Source organism: Streptomyces sp. APSN-46.1, assembly GCF_022815725.1.
Taxonomy (GTDB): Bacteria; Actinomycetota; Actinomycetes; order Streptomycetales; family Streptomycetaceae; genus Streptomyces.
This window is the reverse complement of sequence record NZ_JALGRF010000001.1, coordinates 477,389-491,083: the sequence shown is the minus strand read 5'-3', so window position 1 is coordinate 491,083 and position 13,695 is coordinate 477,389. Positions and strand designations below refer to the sequence as shown.

Annotated in this window: 13 protein-coding genes and 1 pseudogene; 8 read left to right on the top strand and 6 right to left on the bottom strand. The window is 69.5% G+C overall.

Annotated features, from left to right (window positions below):
* Window positions 1-5: 5 nt before the first annotated feature.
* A complete protein-coding gene (locus tag MTF65_RS02175) occupies window positions 6-1,484 on the bottom strand; it encodes a site-specific integrase (RefSeq protein ID WP_243626444.1) in 1,479 nt (492 codons plus the stop codon).
* Window positions 1,485-1,620: 136 nt separating this feature from the next.
* Here MTF65_RS02175 and MTF65_RS02170 point away from each other — a divergent pair.
* Both MTF65_RS02170 and MTF65_RS02165 read left to right on the top strand, forming a co-directional pair.
* A pseudogene (locus MTF65_RS02170) lies at window positions 1,621-1,845 on the top strand (IS630 family transposase); the annotation flags it as partial.
* Window positions 1,846-1,920: 75 nt separating this feature from the next.
* Window positions 1,921-2,577: a hypothetical protein gene (locus MTF65_RS02165; protein WP_243626443.1), complete on the top strand. Its 657-nt coding sequence runs from the start codon at window positions 1,921-1,923 to the stop codon at window positions 2,575-2,577.
* A 114-nt stretch (window positions 2,578-2,691) separates the two neighbouring features.
* Here the strand turns inward: MTF65_RS02165 and MTF65_RS02160 are convergent, their stop codons facing one another.
* Both MTF65_RS02160 and MTF65_RS02155 read right to left on the bottom strand, forming a co-directional pair.
* Window positions 2,692-3,060, bottom strand: a complete 369-nt coding sequence (locus tag MTF65_RS02160; RefSeq protein WP_243626442.1) for a hypothetical protein — start codon at window positions 3,058-3,060, stop codon at window positions 2,692-2,694.
* Window positions 3,061-3,517: 457 nt separating this feature from the next.
* Window positions 3,518-4,171, bottom strand: coding sequence for a DUF1326 domain-containing protein (locus tag MTF65_RS02155; protein WP_243626440.1), 654 nt, complete (start codon window positions 4,169-4,171; stop codon window positions 3,518-3,520).
* A 443-nt stretch (window positions 4,172-4,614) separates the two neighbouring features.
* Between MTF65_RS02155 and MTF65_RS02150 the strand changes: the two genes are divergently transcribed.
* Window positions 4,615-5,235, top strand: coding sequence for a DUF1326 domain-containing protein (locus tag MTF65_RS02150; RefSeq protein ID WP_243626438.1), 621 nt, complete (start codon window positions 4,615-4,617; stop codon window positions 5,233-5,235).
* A gap of 305 nt (window positions 5,236-5,540) precedes the next feature.
* On the opposite strand, the gene MTF65_RS02145 is transcribed toward MTF65_RS02150, so the two are convergent.
* Window positions 5,541-6,374, bottom strand: a complete 834-nt coding sequence (locus MTF65_RS02145; protein ID WP_243626435.1) for a DUF2182 domain-containing protein — start codon at window positions 6,372-6,374, stop codon at window positions 5,541-5,543.
* A gap of 61 nt (window positions 6,375-6,435) precedes the next feature.
* A complete protein-coding gene (locus MTF65_RS02140) occupies window positions 6,436-8,634 on the bottom strand; it encodes a cation-translocating P-type ATPase (RefSeq protein ID WP_243626434.1) in 2,199 nt (732 codons plus the stop codon).
* Between the two features lie 137 nt (window positions 8,635-8,771).
* Here MTF65_RS02140 and MTF65_RS02135 point away from each other — a divergent pair, with 137 nt between their 5' ends.
* From MTF65_RS02135 to MTF65_RS02120, 4 genes are all read left to right on the top strand, one after another.
* Complete coding sequence (locus MTF65_RS02135; protein ID WP_243626433.1) at window positions 8,772-9,182, top strand: heavy metal-responsive transcriptional regulator; 411 nt, start codon at window positions 8,772-8,774, stop codon at window positions 9,180-9,182.
* Window positions 9,183-9,237: 55 nt separating this feature from the next.
* Window positions 9,238-9,630: a hypothetical protein gene (locus MTF65_RS02130; RefSeq protein WP_243626432.1), complete on the top strand. Its 393-nt coding sequence runs from the start codon at window positions 9,238-9,240 to the stop codon at window positions 9,628-9,630.
* Window positions 9,631-9,745: 115 nt separating this feature from the next.
* The gene (locus tag MTF65_RS02125) at window positions 9,746-10,873 is read left to right on the top strand and encodes a sulfite exporter TauE/SafE family protein (RefSeq protein WP_243626431.1); all 1,128 of its coding nucleotides are present in this window, start codon (window positions 9,746-9,748) and stop codon (window positions 10,871-10,873) included.
* The gene (locus MTF65_RS02120) at window positions 10,873-11,139 is read left to right on the top strand and encodes a cation transporter (protein WP_243626430.1); all 267 of its coding nucleotides are present in this window, start codon (window positions 10,873-10,875) and stop codon (window positions 11,137-11,139) included. Before MTF65_RS02125 ends, MTF65_RS02120 begins: the two co-directional genes overlap by 1 nt.
* Before the next feature lie 222 nt (window positions 11,140-11,361).
* Here MTF65_RS02120 and MTF65_RS02115 read toward each other — a convergent pair whose 3' ends face one another.
* Entirely contained in the window at window positions 11,362-12,069 is a 708-nt protein-coding gene (locus MTF65_RS02115) for a helix-turn-helix domain-containing protein (RefSeq protein ID WP_243626429.1), read from the bottom strand.
* A 153-nt stretch (window positions 12,070-12,222) separates the two neighbouring features.
* Between MTF65_RS02115 and MTF65_RS02110 the strand changes: the two genes are divergently transcribed.
* Window positions 12,223-13,602, top strand: a complete 1,380-nt coding sequence (locus MTF65_RS02110; RefSeq protein ID WP_243626428.1) for an FAD-binding oxidoreductase — start codon at window positions 12,223-12,225, stop codon at window positions 13,600-13,602.
* Window positions 13,603-13,695: the final 93 nt, after the last annotated feature.

Below are 13,695 nucleotides of genomic sequence, written 5' to 3'. Positions count from 1 at the left end.
GGCCATCAGCCGGCCCCCACCGGGGAAGACTCCACGCCGCAGGCGCGAGCGGCGATCTGCGCGTACGTGGCCTCACCCTCTGGATCGCCCAGCCACCCTTCGAATGCCGCATCAAACTCGTGGAGCAGATCATCGGTGTACTCCAGGTACGCGTACGTGGTTTCCGGGCTGGAGTGACCGAGCCTGCGACTCACGATCAGCAGCGGGTTGTACCGGATGTGCCCGCTCAAGTAGGAACGGTGACGACGCCGACGGGCGACCGGATCCGGCTCCGCACCGTCCATCTGCTGCTCCAGGTAGGTCAGCAGCTGCAGGGCGTAGGTGTGACGCAGGTCGTGCCAGCGCCATCTCTTTGCCGGCAGCCGCGGCGTCGTCGCGCTCTGCAAGGCGACCATGCGACGCCAGGCCGCATGCCGGTACCGCTTCCATGAGTCCGCCCCAGGCATCAGCCCGCCCCGGCACAAGAACACCGCCAGAGCCTCCAGACCGAACTCACCTTCCCAGACGGTGATTCGGCGCAGCCGAGGCGGTATCGCCTTCATCGAGAAAACGCGCTGTACGCCGTCCAGCACACCGTGAACCCGGCCCGTGTCCACGTCGACCCGGGAGACGACGAACAGGTCGCGATGCCGACGCTCCAAGGACTGGGCCGCGGCTGCGGTGAAGTCAGGGCGCTCCAGCAGGCAGTATGTCTCGACCGACCGCATCGCCTGCTCGGGGACGAAGATCCCACGCTCCTTTCCGTACTTCGCACACGCCTGAACCCGGAAGTCGGCCTCCTCCGCGGACGCGCCCGGGCCCATACCCAGCTCGGGGAGCAGCACAGTCGCCCACTCCTGCCAGCGCATCCCGCTGCACACCGCAAGATCAGCGCCGGCCCTATCGCGATGCGGCGAGCTGCCGCGGAACGACCGATTCAGCCCCGAGTCCGGGCCCTGACCTCCCAACCCGACATCCCGGAAGTAGCGGTACTGCTCCAGGCTCAGATGCCGGATGTCCATGCCACGCCGCGTCCGAGGACTCAGCGCATTCCGGCCCCGCGCCGCCACCCGCATCGGCCGACGCTCAAGATGCCCCTGCTCGACGGCGAAGGCGAAGAACCGGTCCAGGACCGAGGACTCCTTCGACCACGCGGCAGAACCGACAGGCATCTTCTGTTGCTGCGTGCGCAGCCTCTTGTACGCCACGAGATCGGCTTCGGTAGCCGCCAGCACGTCCCGCCCACGGCCGGCCTGATGCCTACCGAACCTAAGCATGATCCGCCCGTAGTCACGCATAGTGCCCTCAGCGAGCTCGGCGTACGACATGCTGCGGCCCCACGCGCACAACGGCTCCACTGGCAACATCGTCTCGTCGTCGAGGAAGATCGGCGTTCCATCGGCAAGCCCAAGACGTCGGAGCCACTCAGCAGCCTCGGCGCCGGACAGCGCAGGGTTGTCCAAGTGCCGACGCACCACCGTCGCGTCAACTGAGTACAGCTGCATGCCTGTTGCCTCCCGAGACTCGCTGGAGACGAGAGATATCAGTCAGCAGCGGACTGCAAGAGCGCCGTTCACCGTCCAGGGGGACACGCGGTGAGACAAATCTGAAGTGCCCCAAGAAATCCTGCGCTGGGCGGTCGCGAACAAGGTCGAGGCGCACTTCGGGCCGCTGCGGGCAGTTCACCCTCGCCAACTCGAACCATCCCAATCACACCGTCCAAACCCGCCAGTTGCACCGCTACCTGCGCTGGCGCAACCAGAACGCCCGTCACCCCGACGTCCTGGCCGCCCAACGACGCGAACGCGCCCGCATCCGCAGCGAGAAAGGATCCGCTGGGGCCGCCCCCGCACCCAAGCAGCCTGATCACCCCAACCGGCGCACCCTCACAACGCACTAGCTGGAAGGGGTTGCCCTCTTCCCTCGCGATACGGTGCTGTCATGTCTCGATCAGTCGAAACCGGATCAGTCTTGTCTCCCGTCACCGCGGACGACGTCGACCTTGCCGTGCGGCTCGCCGTGGGCATCCTTCGGGACGCACCCCCGGAGGGGTGGGGCGGTAAGGCCGGTTCGCTGGAGTGGGACTGCTGGGAGACCGTCGAGCACCTCGCCGACGACCTGTTCTACTACGCCGTGCAGCTGGGGCCGCAGAGCCCGCCGCTGGACACCCATGTGCCTTTCGTGTTGAGCCAGAAGAGGCCGGACGGACCCGCGAACTTCCTCTTCGCGGACCGTGATGCGGGTCCGGCCGGCCTGGTGCAGGTGCTGGAGGCGGGCGGCGCGCTGCTGGTCGCCATGGTGCGTACGACGCCGCCCCGGGTCCGCGCCCACCACGCCGCCGGGGTGTCGGACCCCGAAGGCTTCGCGGCGATGGGGGTGGTAGAGACGCTGGTACACATGCACGATGTGGCGGAAGGCTTCGGGCTTGCCTGGACCCCGCCCTCCGCTCTCTGCTCGCGGGTGCTCGCGCGTCTGTTTCCAGAGGCTCCGGGCGGCGCGGATCCCTGGCTCACCCTGTTGTGGGCCACCGGCCGCGCCGAACTGCCGGGGCACCCTCGTCTCACCACGTGGCGCTGGGCCAGCACACCGCGGTCATAGGAGCGGATCGGCTTCAGCCGCGGCCAGGCTGATGATCGTGCCCTTACCGCTGGCGAGAGCGCATCGGGCCACCCGTCCCAACCTGCAATCCGGCGAACCTATGCGGTCACGGCCCTAGGAGAGGGCGGACACCTCGACCTTGGTGAGGAAGGCAGTGAGGACCTCACGGTAGTGGTCCGGTTCTTCGGCTGAGGGGAGGTGGGAGCTCTGCTCGAAGAGGACCCACTCGGCGCCCGAAATGCCGTCCGCCAGGGGGCGGACCACTGCGGGGGTCGTGAGGTCGTGGCGGCCGGAGGTGATGAGGACGGGGAGGTCCAGCTCGCCCAGCCGGGGGGTGACGTCCCGTTCCTTGAGGTTCCCGGTGATGTCCCATTCCTCACCCCACATGATCCCGTACACGTCGTGGTTCATGTTCGTGAAAGAGCGAGAGAGGTGGTCGGGCCAGGGGTCCAGGCGGCAGAGCCACCGCTGGTAGAAGGCCATGGCGGCCCCCTCCTCGTCCCGGGCGATGGCGGCCCGTGCGTCGGGCGGTAGGGAGTGCTCGAGTCGGCGGGCCTCGGACTCGTACAGGGCCGCACTGGCCAGGCCGGCGGGCGGGTGAGGACGTACTCCAAGGCCACCTGGGCACCGAAGGAGTGGCCCAGGAGGTGCAGCCGGCCCTCCGTTGATCACGAGCAGCGGCAGCTCTTCGCCAGGCTCACCCACGATCTTGTACCAGGTGCGGAACCCGTGGAACGGTCCGAACCCCTCGGTGACCGCCATGACGCGCCTCCACGTGAGATGGGCACATCCCCATCATGGACAGGCCACTCCATCCCTCTCAACCGATGTCCGCCTTGAAGACCAGGCGCTCGTTCTCGGCATGCAGCCGGTCACCGACAAATGGTCCGAAGGCCGGCCCTCGGCATGTGACTCCGAACGTGATCACCCCGACAAGTCCTTAGTTCGGTCCTGTCCAGTCGAAGGTGATGTGCTTGCTGGACTGGCCTTCCCGGCTCCAGTGGAAGCCGAAGGCGTCGGCACGGTCCGCCGTTGAGCGGCCCCAGGTCGCGACCTGTCCCGGACCGGTTTCCGAGCCCGGCAGGTTGGTCGATTGGACTCGCGCGCCCTCCGGTGTGGTCGGGCCCGTCAGCGGCACCGCGCTCGCCTCGACGCGGCCGGGGATCGTGGCTCGCCAGCCGCCCAGGTCCTCGTCGACCTCCACTTGGATCGGGGCGAAGTCCATGCCCCGCATCTCGGCGTCCATCATGGTCACCATCTCGGCGGGCCAGCTGCCCGCCTGGCCACCGAAGATCATTTGCAAGGCTTCGCGCTGCGCGTCGTCGGCACGCTCGTCTAGGAATACCGCCGCGTACGAGTCGGAGTGTTCCGCCCACACGTTGCCGACGAAGGAGCTGAGCATCAGGACGTTGAGGCCGCCCAGCGGTACCTCGCCGTAGTTGCCCTCGCGGATATGCCAGGCCAGGACTCCGTCGCACTCCCCGTAGGTGGGCAGCTGGGCAAAGGAGCAGGGGCAGGGAACATTGCACCTGCACGTGTCGAACCAGTCTCCGGCCGCGTGCCATCTCGGGACGGTCGCTGTCGTCTCGGACATCTCATCGCCTCCACACGGCCCGCGCCGGGCAGGGAACACGTGGTCGGCAAAGCCCCCGCCGGACATCGCAGTCGGCGCTCGGCGGCACGGGTCATCTCCTCAATTCTCCCCCTCCTCCTGCGATGAGCAAAGCCGAGGCCGCCGGGGCCGAATCGATCTGTACACCCGTGGCGGGCGCGCCTAGCCTTGAAGGGAAGGGCTGGCTCCTCGGACCGGAACAGCGTCCACAGGGGCGAGTCGGAGATGTTTGCTGCCATCGCGCTGGACAGAACCTCTGGCCCGGGCAGCGGGGTGACGTATGCCGCCGCTGTCGGGGTCAGCGTCGGCTCCATAGCCTGCAGCGTGCCCGTCTTTGGGTCCGCGCGCTCCCCACCCGCCGCTCTCGACGCCGGCGTCGTCCGCACCGTCGGACGGCGGAAATCATCCAGCGATCGGGAGCAGTCATGACGTGGAGTATCTCGGGCAACTACCTGGCTGGTTGCTCATGCGCGATGGTCTGCGGGTGCGCGGTCGACGCGAAGCCGCACGACCCGCAAGGACGCGAGGAATGCCTCGGGTGCGCCGCCTTCCACGTGGCGGACGGGCGCTTGGACGACGTTGACCTGTCCGGGGTGACGTTCGCCTTCTACAACCACTTCCCCTCCAACCTGACGGCCGGCAACTGGAAGGTCGGCATCGTCGTCGACGAGGGCGCCAGCGACGAGCAGGTCGATGCACTCGAGCGCATTCTGTCCGGGCGCGAAGGCGGTGCGTTCGGTGAACTGTCGCAGTTCTACGGCGAGTATCTGGGCGTGGAGCGGGCGAGTGTCTCCCTGACGGACGGGGAGAAGCCGCAGCTCAGCGTTGGTGGGAAGACCGAGTTGGCATTTGAGCCTCTTCGCGGTCCCGATGGTGGGCCTACGACGATGAAGAACGCGATGTTCGGATTCTCCCCCGAGTTCACCCTGGGGCGTACGACCGGCACTTCGAGTGCGTTCGGCCTGTCCTTCGAGCCGCAGTACGGAGAGCAGTCCAACTACACCTTCTCCAGCGAGCAGCCCGAGGGCGCGCCCGTAGGGCGGTAGCGGGCAGCCGGCCAGTGCGTTGAATACGGGAGGAGGACGGTAGATGTCTCCTCCCGCGCAGGTGGAGCCACGCCTGCTGCCGACCGTGTTCTCGCGCACGTCGCTGTCGCGGTGTGTACCGATCGCGATTCTCGTCGGCATCGTGCTGTCTCTGGTCAACCAGGGTTCGGTCATCGCTTCGGGCGACGCCGGCGCGGCCACGGCCGTGCGCGTGGCAGTCAACTTCCTGGTGCCGTTCTGCGTTTCCAGTGCGGGATTCTTCAGCTGCCGGCGCGCCGCTCGGCGGGCGGCGACGGGGTCGCCGCTCAGAGCAGGCCCGTCATCTGGTTCATCTCCTCCATCGGGGGAGCGTTCTCCAGGCCCGGCAGCAGCCAGTCCTGGAACGGAGCGAGAGCCGCCAGGACGAGGAAGGCGATCCCAACGGCCCAGGTGAGCCAGGGGCCCTGCCGCCAGAGCTTCTCCAGGAAGATCACTGCGGCCACGGCCGCCATCGCGGCCACGTTCATGAAGCCGAGCGGGATCAGGACGAGCATCAGCCCCCAGCAGCAGCCGACGCAGTACAGCCCGTGATGCGCGCCGACCCGCAGATCCCTCGCCCACGGCCGGAACCGCGAGTACCGCAGCAGCTGGAACATCGGATTGCGGCAGTGCCGCAGGCAGACCCGCTTCAGCGGCCCGAACTGATGCAGCCCGGCGAGGAGGAACGCCCCGGCTCCGATCCAGCGGCCGACGTCCGGATTACCGTCCACCAGGCTTCCGGTCGCAGCCAGTGCTCCGTAAGCGAGCAGCCCGAACCCGGTCCAGGCCAGCAGATATCCGCTGACGAACTCGGCGATGTGCAGTGCGCGGGCCGGGCCCGCCGAGCGGCGGCCGATCCCCCGCACCCAGGTGATGGCCACCGGCGCCACGGACGGCAGCATCATCGCCGCCATCATGACCACCCACAGCAGCAGGAAGAGCGGAAGCGCCAGGCCCATCGTTCCCGGCTCCATCCCCATGTGGCGGGCCTGCCCGATCGTGAGTACCCACGCGAGTACGGCGATCAGCACCATCAGCGTCCCGCCGACCGCCAGATCGCGCCGGGGCAGAAGGACTCCGGGCCGGGTCGGCGCGGGTGCTTCGAGATGGACGTGCGGCATACGTGCCTCCCAGGGGCGCCGTTGCCCGAGGACATCTCCAGCTCAGCACAGAACCCGCGGGTCAGCGATGCAGCGGCTGGAATCGGCGCAGTCGCAGGCTGTTGGTGACGACGAATACGGACGAGGAGGCCATCGCAGCGCCGGCGATCATCGGGTTGAGCATGCCCAGGGCGGCCAGCGGCAGGGCGGCCACGTTGTAGGCGAATGCCCAGAACAGGTTGGCCTTGATCGTACGGAGGGTGCGGCGCGCAAGCCTGATGGCGTCACCGGCGGCCCGCAGGTCACCGCGTACTAGCGTCAGGTCGGACGCGGCGATCGCGGCGTCGGTACCGGTGCCCATGGCCAGGCCGAGGTCGGCCTGCGCGAGCGCGGCCGCGTCGTTGACTCCGTCGCCGACCATCGCCACCACGCGGCCCTGCTCCTGAAGTCGCCGGATCTCGGCGACCTTGTCCTCGGGGTGGACCTCGGCAATGAACCGGTCGATGCCGACCTCGGCGGCCACAGCGCGGGCAGCCGCCGCGTTGTCGCCGGTCAGCAGGACCGGGGTGAGGCCGAGCCGCTCGAGGTCCGCGACCGCCTCGGCGCTCGCCGCCTTCACGGTGTCGGCGACCACCAATGCGGCCCGCACCTGCCCGTCCCAGGCGACAAAGACCACCGTACGGCCCGCGGCCTCCGCCGCGTCCCTGGCCTGGGCCAGTCCGCCGGTCAGCTCCAGCGACTGCTGTCCCAGCCAGGAGGCCCGGCCCGCGTGAACCGTGCGCCCCTCTACGGTCCCGGTAACGCCTCGGCCCTGGGTGTTGGCGAAGCCGGTCACCGGCGGCAGGGAGCCGAGCCGCTCCCGCGCGGCCTGGGCGATCGCGGCGGCGATGGGGTGCTCGCTCGCGTCCTCCAGGGCCCCCGCCAGGCGCAGGACCTCGGCCTCGTCCTCGCCTGCGGCGGGCACGACCTCCACCAGGCGCATCCGGCCCTCGGTGACCGTGCCGGTCTTGTCCAGGACCACGGTGTCGATCCGCCGGGTGGACTCCAGTACCTCCGGCCCGGAGATCAGCAGCCCGAGCTGGGCGCCACGGCCGGTACCGACCATCAGGGCGGTCGGCGTCGCCAGGCCCAGCGCACAGGGGCAGGCGATGATCACCACGGCGATGGCAGCGGTCAGCGCGGTTGCGGCAGAGGCGCCGGTCAGCATCCACACTCCGAAGGTGCCCGCGGCGAGCGCGATGACCGCGGGCACGAACACTGCCGAGATCCGGTCAGCCAGCCGCTGCACAGCCGCCTTGCCCGTCTGTGCCCGCTCCACCAGGGCCGCGATCTGCGCCAGCTTGGTGTCCGCACCGATCCGCGTGGCCCGTACGACCAACCGGCCGTGGCTGTTGACGGTCGCACCGGTGACCGCCGAGCCCGGCTGGACCTCCACCGGCACGCTCTCCCCGGTCAGGAGGGATTCGTCGACCGCAGAGGAACCGTCGACGACCTCGCCGTCCGTGGCGATCTTCTCCCCGGGCCGTACGACGAACAGGTCGCCGACCGCCAGGCCCTCAACCGGAATACGTACCTCCGTACCGCCTCGCAGCACGGCGACGTCCTTGGCGCCCAGGTCCATCAGCGCGCGTATCGCGTCCCCGGCCCTGCGCTTGGCCCGGGCCTCGAAGAACCGGCCGGCCAGCAGGAAGGCCGTCAGGACGACCGCGACCTCCAGGTACAGGTGCTCGCCTCCGGCGGCGACCACGCCGACGCTCCACAGGTAGGCGGCGAGCACGCCCAGCGACACCAGGGTGTCCATCGTCGCCGATCCGTGCCGCAGGTTCAGGGCGGCCGCCCGGTGGAACGGCCAGGCGCCCCACGCGACCACCGGAGTGGCCAGCAGCAGTGCGACCCACTGCCAGCCGTCGAACTGAAGGGCCGGAATCATGGAGACCAGGACCACCGGCAGTCCCAGCAGCGCCGAACCGATCAGCCGCCGCCGAAGCCTGGCGAGGTGGGCACTCTCGGTGTCCGTCTCGGCTTCCTCCTGCGCGGACTCGCCGCCCATCGCCGAGGCTCCGTACCCGATGGCCTCGACGGCGGCGATCAGCTGCTCCTGCGACACCTCCGGGTCTTCCCGGGTGATGTGCGCGGTGGCGGTCGCGAGGTTGACCGTCGCGCTCACGCCGGGCAGCTTGGCCAGCTTCCGCTCGACCCGCGCCACACAGGACGCGCAGGTCATGCCGGTGATGGCCAGCTCGACGGAGTGATCGGCCTGAGCCGAAGCGGTCGGTGCCATGGCAGGGTTCCTCTCGCTTTCAGTTTCGTACGGAACGGGGCAAGGGCGACAGCTCCACCGGTCCGGCCACGCTAGAACCTTGCCCTAAGGACAAGGTCAAGCGCAGACTGGCAGGACCGGTACGAACGGAGTCGCCCATGCTCACCGTCGGAAGCATCGCCGCCGAAAGCGGTCTGAGCCCCAAGGCCGTCCGCCTCTACGAGGCCGGCGGACTCATCGACCCTCCCGAGCGCACCGCCGCCGGCTACCGCACGTACACGGACGACGTGATTCCCGTGCTCCGCTTCATCCGACAGGCGCAGGCGCTCGGCCTCAGCCTCAAGGAGATCAAGGACATCCTCGACCTCCAGCGCAGGGGCGAACAGCCGTGCGGCCTCGTCACCGATCTCCTGGATCAGCATCTCGCGGACATCGATCGTCGTATCGCCGACCTCCAAGCGCTCCGGGCGACCCTGCGCAGCGCCCGGGCCCAGGCCGGCCAGGCAGCGGGCCGGGGAGAGAGGGCTGTGGTCTGCCGGATCATCGAAGGCGCGTCGGCGGCGTCCTGACGCGGCGAGCGACCGGTCGGAAGGGTCGCTCACGGCATGGCCTAGCATGGCGCGCATGCCGCAACGCCTGCCTCTGTCGCTCCGGGCGTGGTCCGGAGTGCTGCTGGCGTGCGCGCTCTTCGCCTGTCTGACGGGGCTCGCGCGTCCCGCCATGACGATGGCGATGCCGGGGCCGATGGACACCGCCCCGCACGTCGCGGTCGGTGGGCACACCGAGGCTTCCGCCGCGGTCGCGACGCCCGACCACGGTCCGCGTTGCCCGGTGGCGCAGGAGCAGTGCGTGGCGCCGAAGGGCGTCCTCACGCAGGACGGCCCGACCACCCCGGTGCTCGGGATCGTGCCGCACGCGACGGACTGTTCACCCACGCTCCCGCGTCCGTGGCCACATGCCCCGCCTCCGGCGGCGGCCCCTCCTGATCTGCACCGGTTGTGCGTGTCACGGACGTGACGGCCGGCCACCCGCAGGGCTGACGCCTCGCGGGAAGCCGCCTTCCCTCACGTCCACTTCGGCGCGCCCTGATGTCCCGGTGCGCGCCGTCGTCGCAGAACAGGAGTAACGACGCATGCCGTCGTCCATCGCTTTGCTGATCACCGGTGCGAGCACCGGCCTGCTCGCTGGCGGTGCCTCGTGCGCCGCCGTACAGGGGGGCCTGCTGGCCGGTGCCGTGACCCGCCGCCGCAGCCCCGACCCGGAACCGTCCCCCAAGTCCTCGCATACGCCGCGCCCAGCCAGTCAGGCCGACGCCGGCACACCGCTGGCTCCCGTCGGGGCGTTCCTCGCCGGAAAGCTGGTGTCCCATACGGCGCTCGGGGCCATGCTCGGGGTGTTCGGAAGCGCCTTGCAGCCCAGTCCGCGGACGCAGGCGGTGCTGCTGCTCGTGGCCGGGGCCGTCATGATGCTCTTCGCGCTGGACCTGATCGGAGTCAAAGCCTTGGGACGGCTGGTGCCGCGCCCTCCGGCGTCATTCGGCCGCCTGATGCGGCGCAGCGCCAAGACCGAGTCGCCCATCACCCCCGCCCTGGTCGGATTCGCCACGGTGCTCGTGCCCTGCGGGGTGACCCTGTCGATGGAACTGCTCGCCATCGCCTCCGGCTCGGCGGTGGCCGGCGCCGCGGTGATGGCCGGGTTCGTACTCGGCACCGCACCGCTGTTCGCCATCCTCGGCTACCTGTTCAGACGCAGCACCCAGGCCCTCTCGGGCAAGCTCGCCGGGCTCACCGGTGTGGTGGTGCTGACCGTCGCGGCCTGGACCATGATCTCGGCCCTTCAGGCCGGAGGCTGGGTCTCCTTCGACTCTGCGAGCAGGCAGCAAACCCCGGCCACTGGCCCGTTCCTCGTGGAAGGCGGCGAAGGCAGCGGCGACGGCCGCGGCGGAACGGAGACAGGCGAGGTGACACCCGTACGTATCGACGCCTCGGGAAAGCAGACCGTCATCCTCACCGTGACGGACTTCTACCTCCCCACACAGTTCACCGCGAAGGCCGGCGTACCCACCACACTGGTACTCCGGGGCAAGGACTCCGGCGGCTGCGCCCGCGCCTTCACCATCCCCGAACTCGGCGTCCAGGAAATCGTCAAACGCGACGGCGACACCCAGATCGACCTGGGCACCCGCAAACCCGGAACCCTGCGCTTCTCCTGCGCCATGGGCATGCAGACCGGCGCCATCGAGTTCGAGAAGGACCTGTGATGAAGCTGTTCAGCCGTAAGAACAAGCCCGAGGCCGCCGTGACCGGAGAGCAGGTGGTCCTCCTCATCGACGGCATGCACTGCACCAGCTGTGGCCTGCTCATCGACGACGAGCTGGAAGACCTTCCCAGCGTCCGCTCGGCCACCACCGACGTACGAGCCGGACGCAGCGTCGTCCGCTTGGAGGACAACACCGGCGCCGACACCGCTGCGCTCGTCGCGGCAGTTGAGGCAGCCGGGGACTACACAGCGCGCATCGCCGGCTGACACCCGTAGTCACTCGCTCGGCCCGGCACGAGGGGAATCCGTGCCGGGCCCTCGGGGGCGGGCGATCGGCTGCCCAGCAGGCCCGTTGCTGATCACGTGACCTATCGCCTGCTGGGCCGCCGCCCCTTTTCGATGCCGGAACACCGGGCAGCGCCCGCGCCTCACCGGCCACGTCGCCGACCTCGAGCCTTACGTGCGGACATCACGCCGTGCCCCTCCGTGTCAACCCAGGGTCTGCAGTCGGCTCGCCGCAGTCCGGGGAACCGGCTTGATGTGGGCGAAGGCGCTCTTGGCGTTCCAGGTGGGAAAGGCTCGTACGAGCCACGACGGGCCGTGGAGTTGGATGCGGCGGTCGCGGGTGGCTTCAACCCAAGGGAGCTGCCCGGCATGCCATTTGACGAAGGCCTCGGCTTCCGCCGTGATGTAGAGGTCCTCGTCGAGGCCGGGGTACGTCTTGCAGATCTCGGTGTCCGCGTGCTCGATCAGCAGCCAGTACCGCTCGGGGCGCCGGCGGCCGGTGAAGTCGAAGCGGATGACGATGCGGCGGTCCGGGAGCCGGTCTCTGCGGAGCATGTTGCACATCGACCACAGCGCCACGAAGGGATCGAGGTGCTCGGGGGCGATTTCGAGCCAGGCGGCACCCCACTCGCCGAGCGACACGCAGACCTTGAAGAGGTCGTGACCCGCGGGCGTGAGCTCGTAGTGGCGTCCGCGCCCTTCGGGTTTGGGCGCCGACTCCACGATTCCGAGGCGTTCGAGCTGCTTGAGCCGCTGCGCGAGCAGAGTGCGGGAGAGCCCGGGCGCGCCCTCCAGGATCTCGCTGAAGATTCCGCAGCCCAGGTACAGGTTGCGGATGATTACCGGTGTCCAGCGCTCGGCGAAGATCTCTGCGCCACGAGCGATGGGACAGTACTGGCCGTAAGTCCGCACGACACCAGTATCGCGCCCTGGCCTCCCGCGGCGAAGTCCAGAATCTTGACTTCACAGCCGCGGTCCACGGTGGTGCGATGGGACCGTCGAGAGGCAAGGACCACGAGGCCGACCACCGAGCGAGTCGACCCTCGGAACGAGGAGGTGGCCGCGATGGAGACCAACGGGATCAACGGGTTCCGGGGCCGGCTGATCACCGCTGACCACGCCGGCTACGACACCGCACGAGCACTGTGGAACGGCGCCGTCGACCGGCGCCCCCGGCTGATCGCCCGATGCGGCGGGACCGCCGACGTGGTCGCCGCCGTGCGCTGCGCCCGCCACCACGGCCTGGAGATCGCCGTCCGGGGCGGGGGCCACAACGTGGCCGGCACGGCGGTGTGCGACGACGGGATCGTCATCGACCTCTCGGCCATGCGGGCCGTATGGGTCGACCCCGCCCGCCGCACGGCCCGGGTGCAGGGTGGCGCCCTGTGGGGCGACGTCGACCACGAGACTCAGGCCCACGCTCTGGCCACAACCGGCGGCATCGTGGGCCACACCGGCGTCGCCGGGCTCACCCTCGGCGGCGGCATCGGCTTCCTCATGCGCAAACACGGGCTCGCAGTCGACAACCTGCTGGCCGCCGAGGTGGTCACCCCCGAGGGCAGCATCCTCCAGGCGTCCGCCGATGAACACCCGGATCTGTTCTGGGCGCTGCGAGGCGGCGGCGGCAATTTCGGCGTCGTCACCACGTTCCGGTTCGCCCTGCACCCCCTCGGCCCGACCGTAATGGCTGGACCCGTCTTCTGGGCGGCCGACGACACCACCGACGTGCTGCGCTTCTACCGGGACTTCGCCGCCGAAGCGCCCGACGAGCTCGGCACCGTCGTCAGGCTCGGCACCATCCCGCCGCTGCCGGTCATCCCCGAGGAGCTCCACTGGCGGCCGGCCATCGCCGTCGCCTGCTGCTACGCCGGCCCCGTCGAAGACGGCGAGCGTGCGGTACGGGCCCTGCGCCGCTTCGGGACACCGCTCGTGGACCTGCTCGCACCCAAGGCGTACTCCGCCTTCCAGGGCGGCCTCGACGACACCGTCCTCCACGGATGGCACTACTACTGGAAGTCCACCGACCTCACCGGCCTGTCCGACGAGGCCATCGCGGTCATCGCCGATCACGCCTACCGTGCCGTTTCGCGCCGGTCGTATGCGGCGATGTTCCACATGGGTGGCGCCGTCGCCCGGGTCCCCCACGACGCCACCGCCTACGCCGGTCGCGACGTGGCCCACAACATCGTCATCGACGCCGTGTGGCTCCCTGAAGAGTCCGACGAGCACGCCGCGGCCGAGACCGCGTGGGCGCGGCGGTTCCTCCAAGCCCTCCAGCCGCACCGCGCCGGGAGCGTCTACGTCAACTTCCTTGATTCCGACGACGACACCGGCCGCGTTCGAGAGGCCTACGGCGATCACATCTACCGGCGACTGGCCGAGGTCAAGGCCAAGTACGACCCCGACAACGCCTTCCACCACAACAAGAACATCCGCCCCGGCTGAGCGAGTCGGGCAACGGTCGGGTCCGGGTCGACCTCCCGATCTCAGCGACCGCGAGGAGGAGGCGCTCAGGACTGGCTGTTTTGAGGAGGCCGA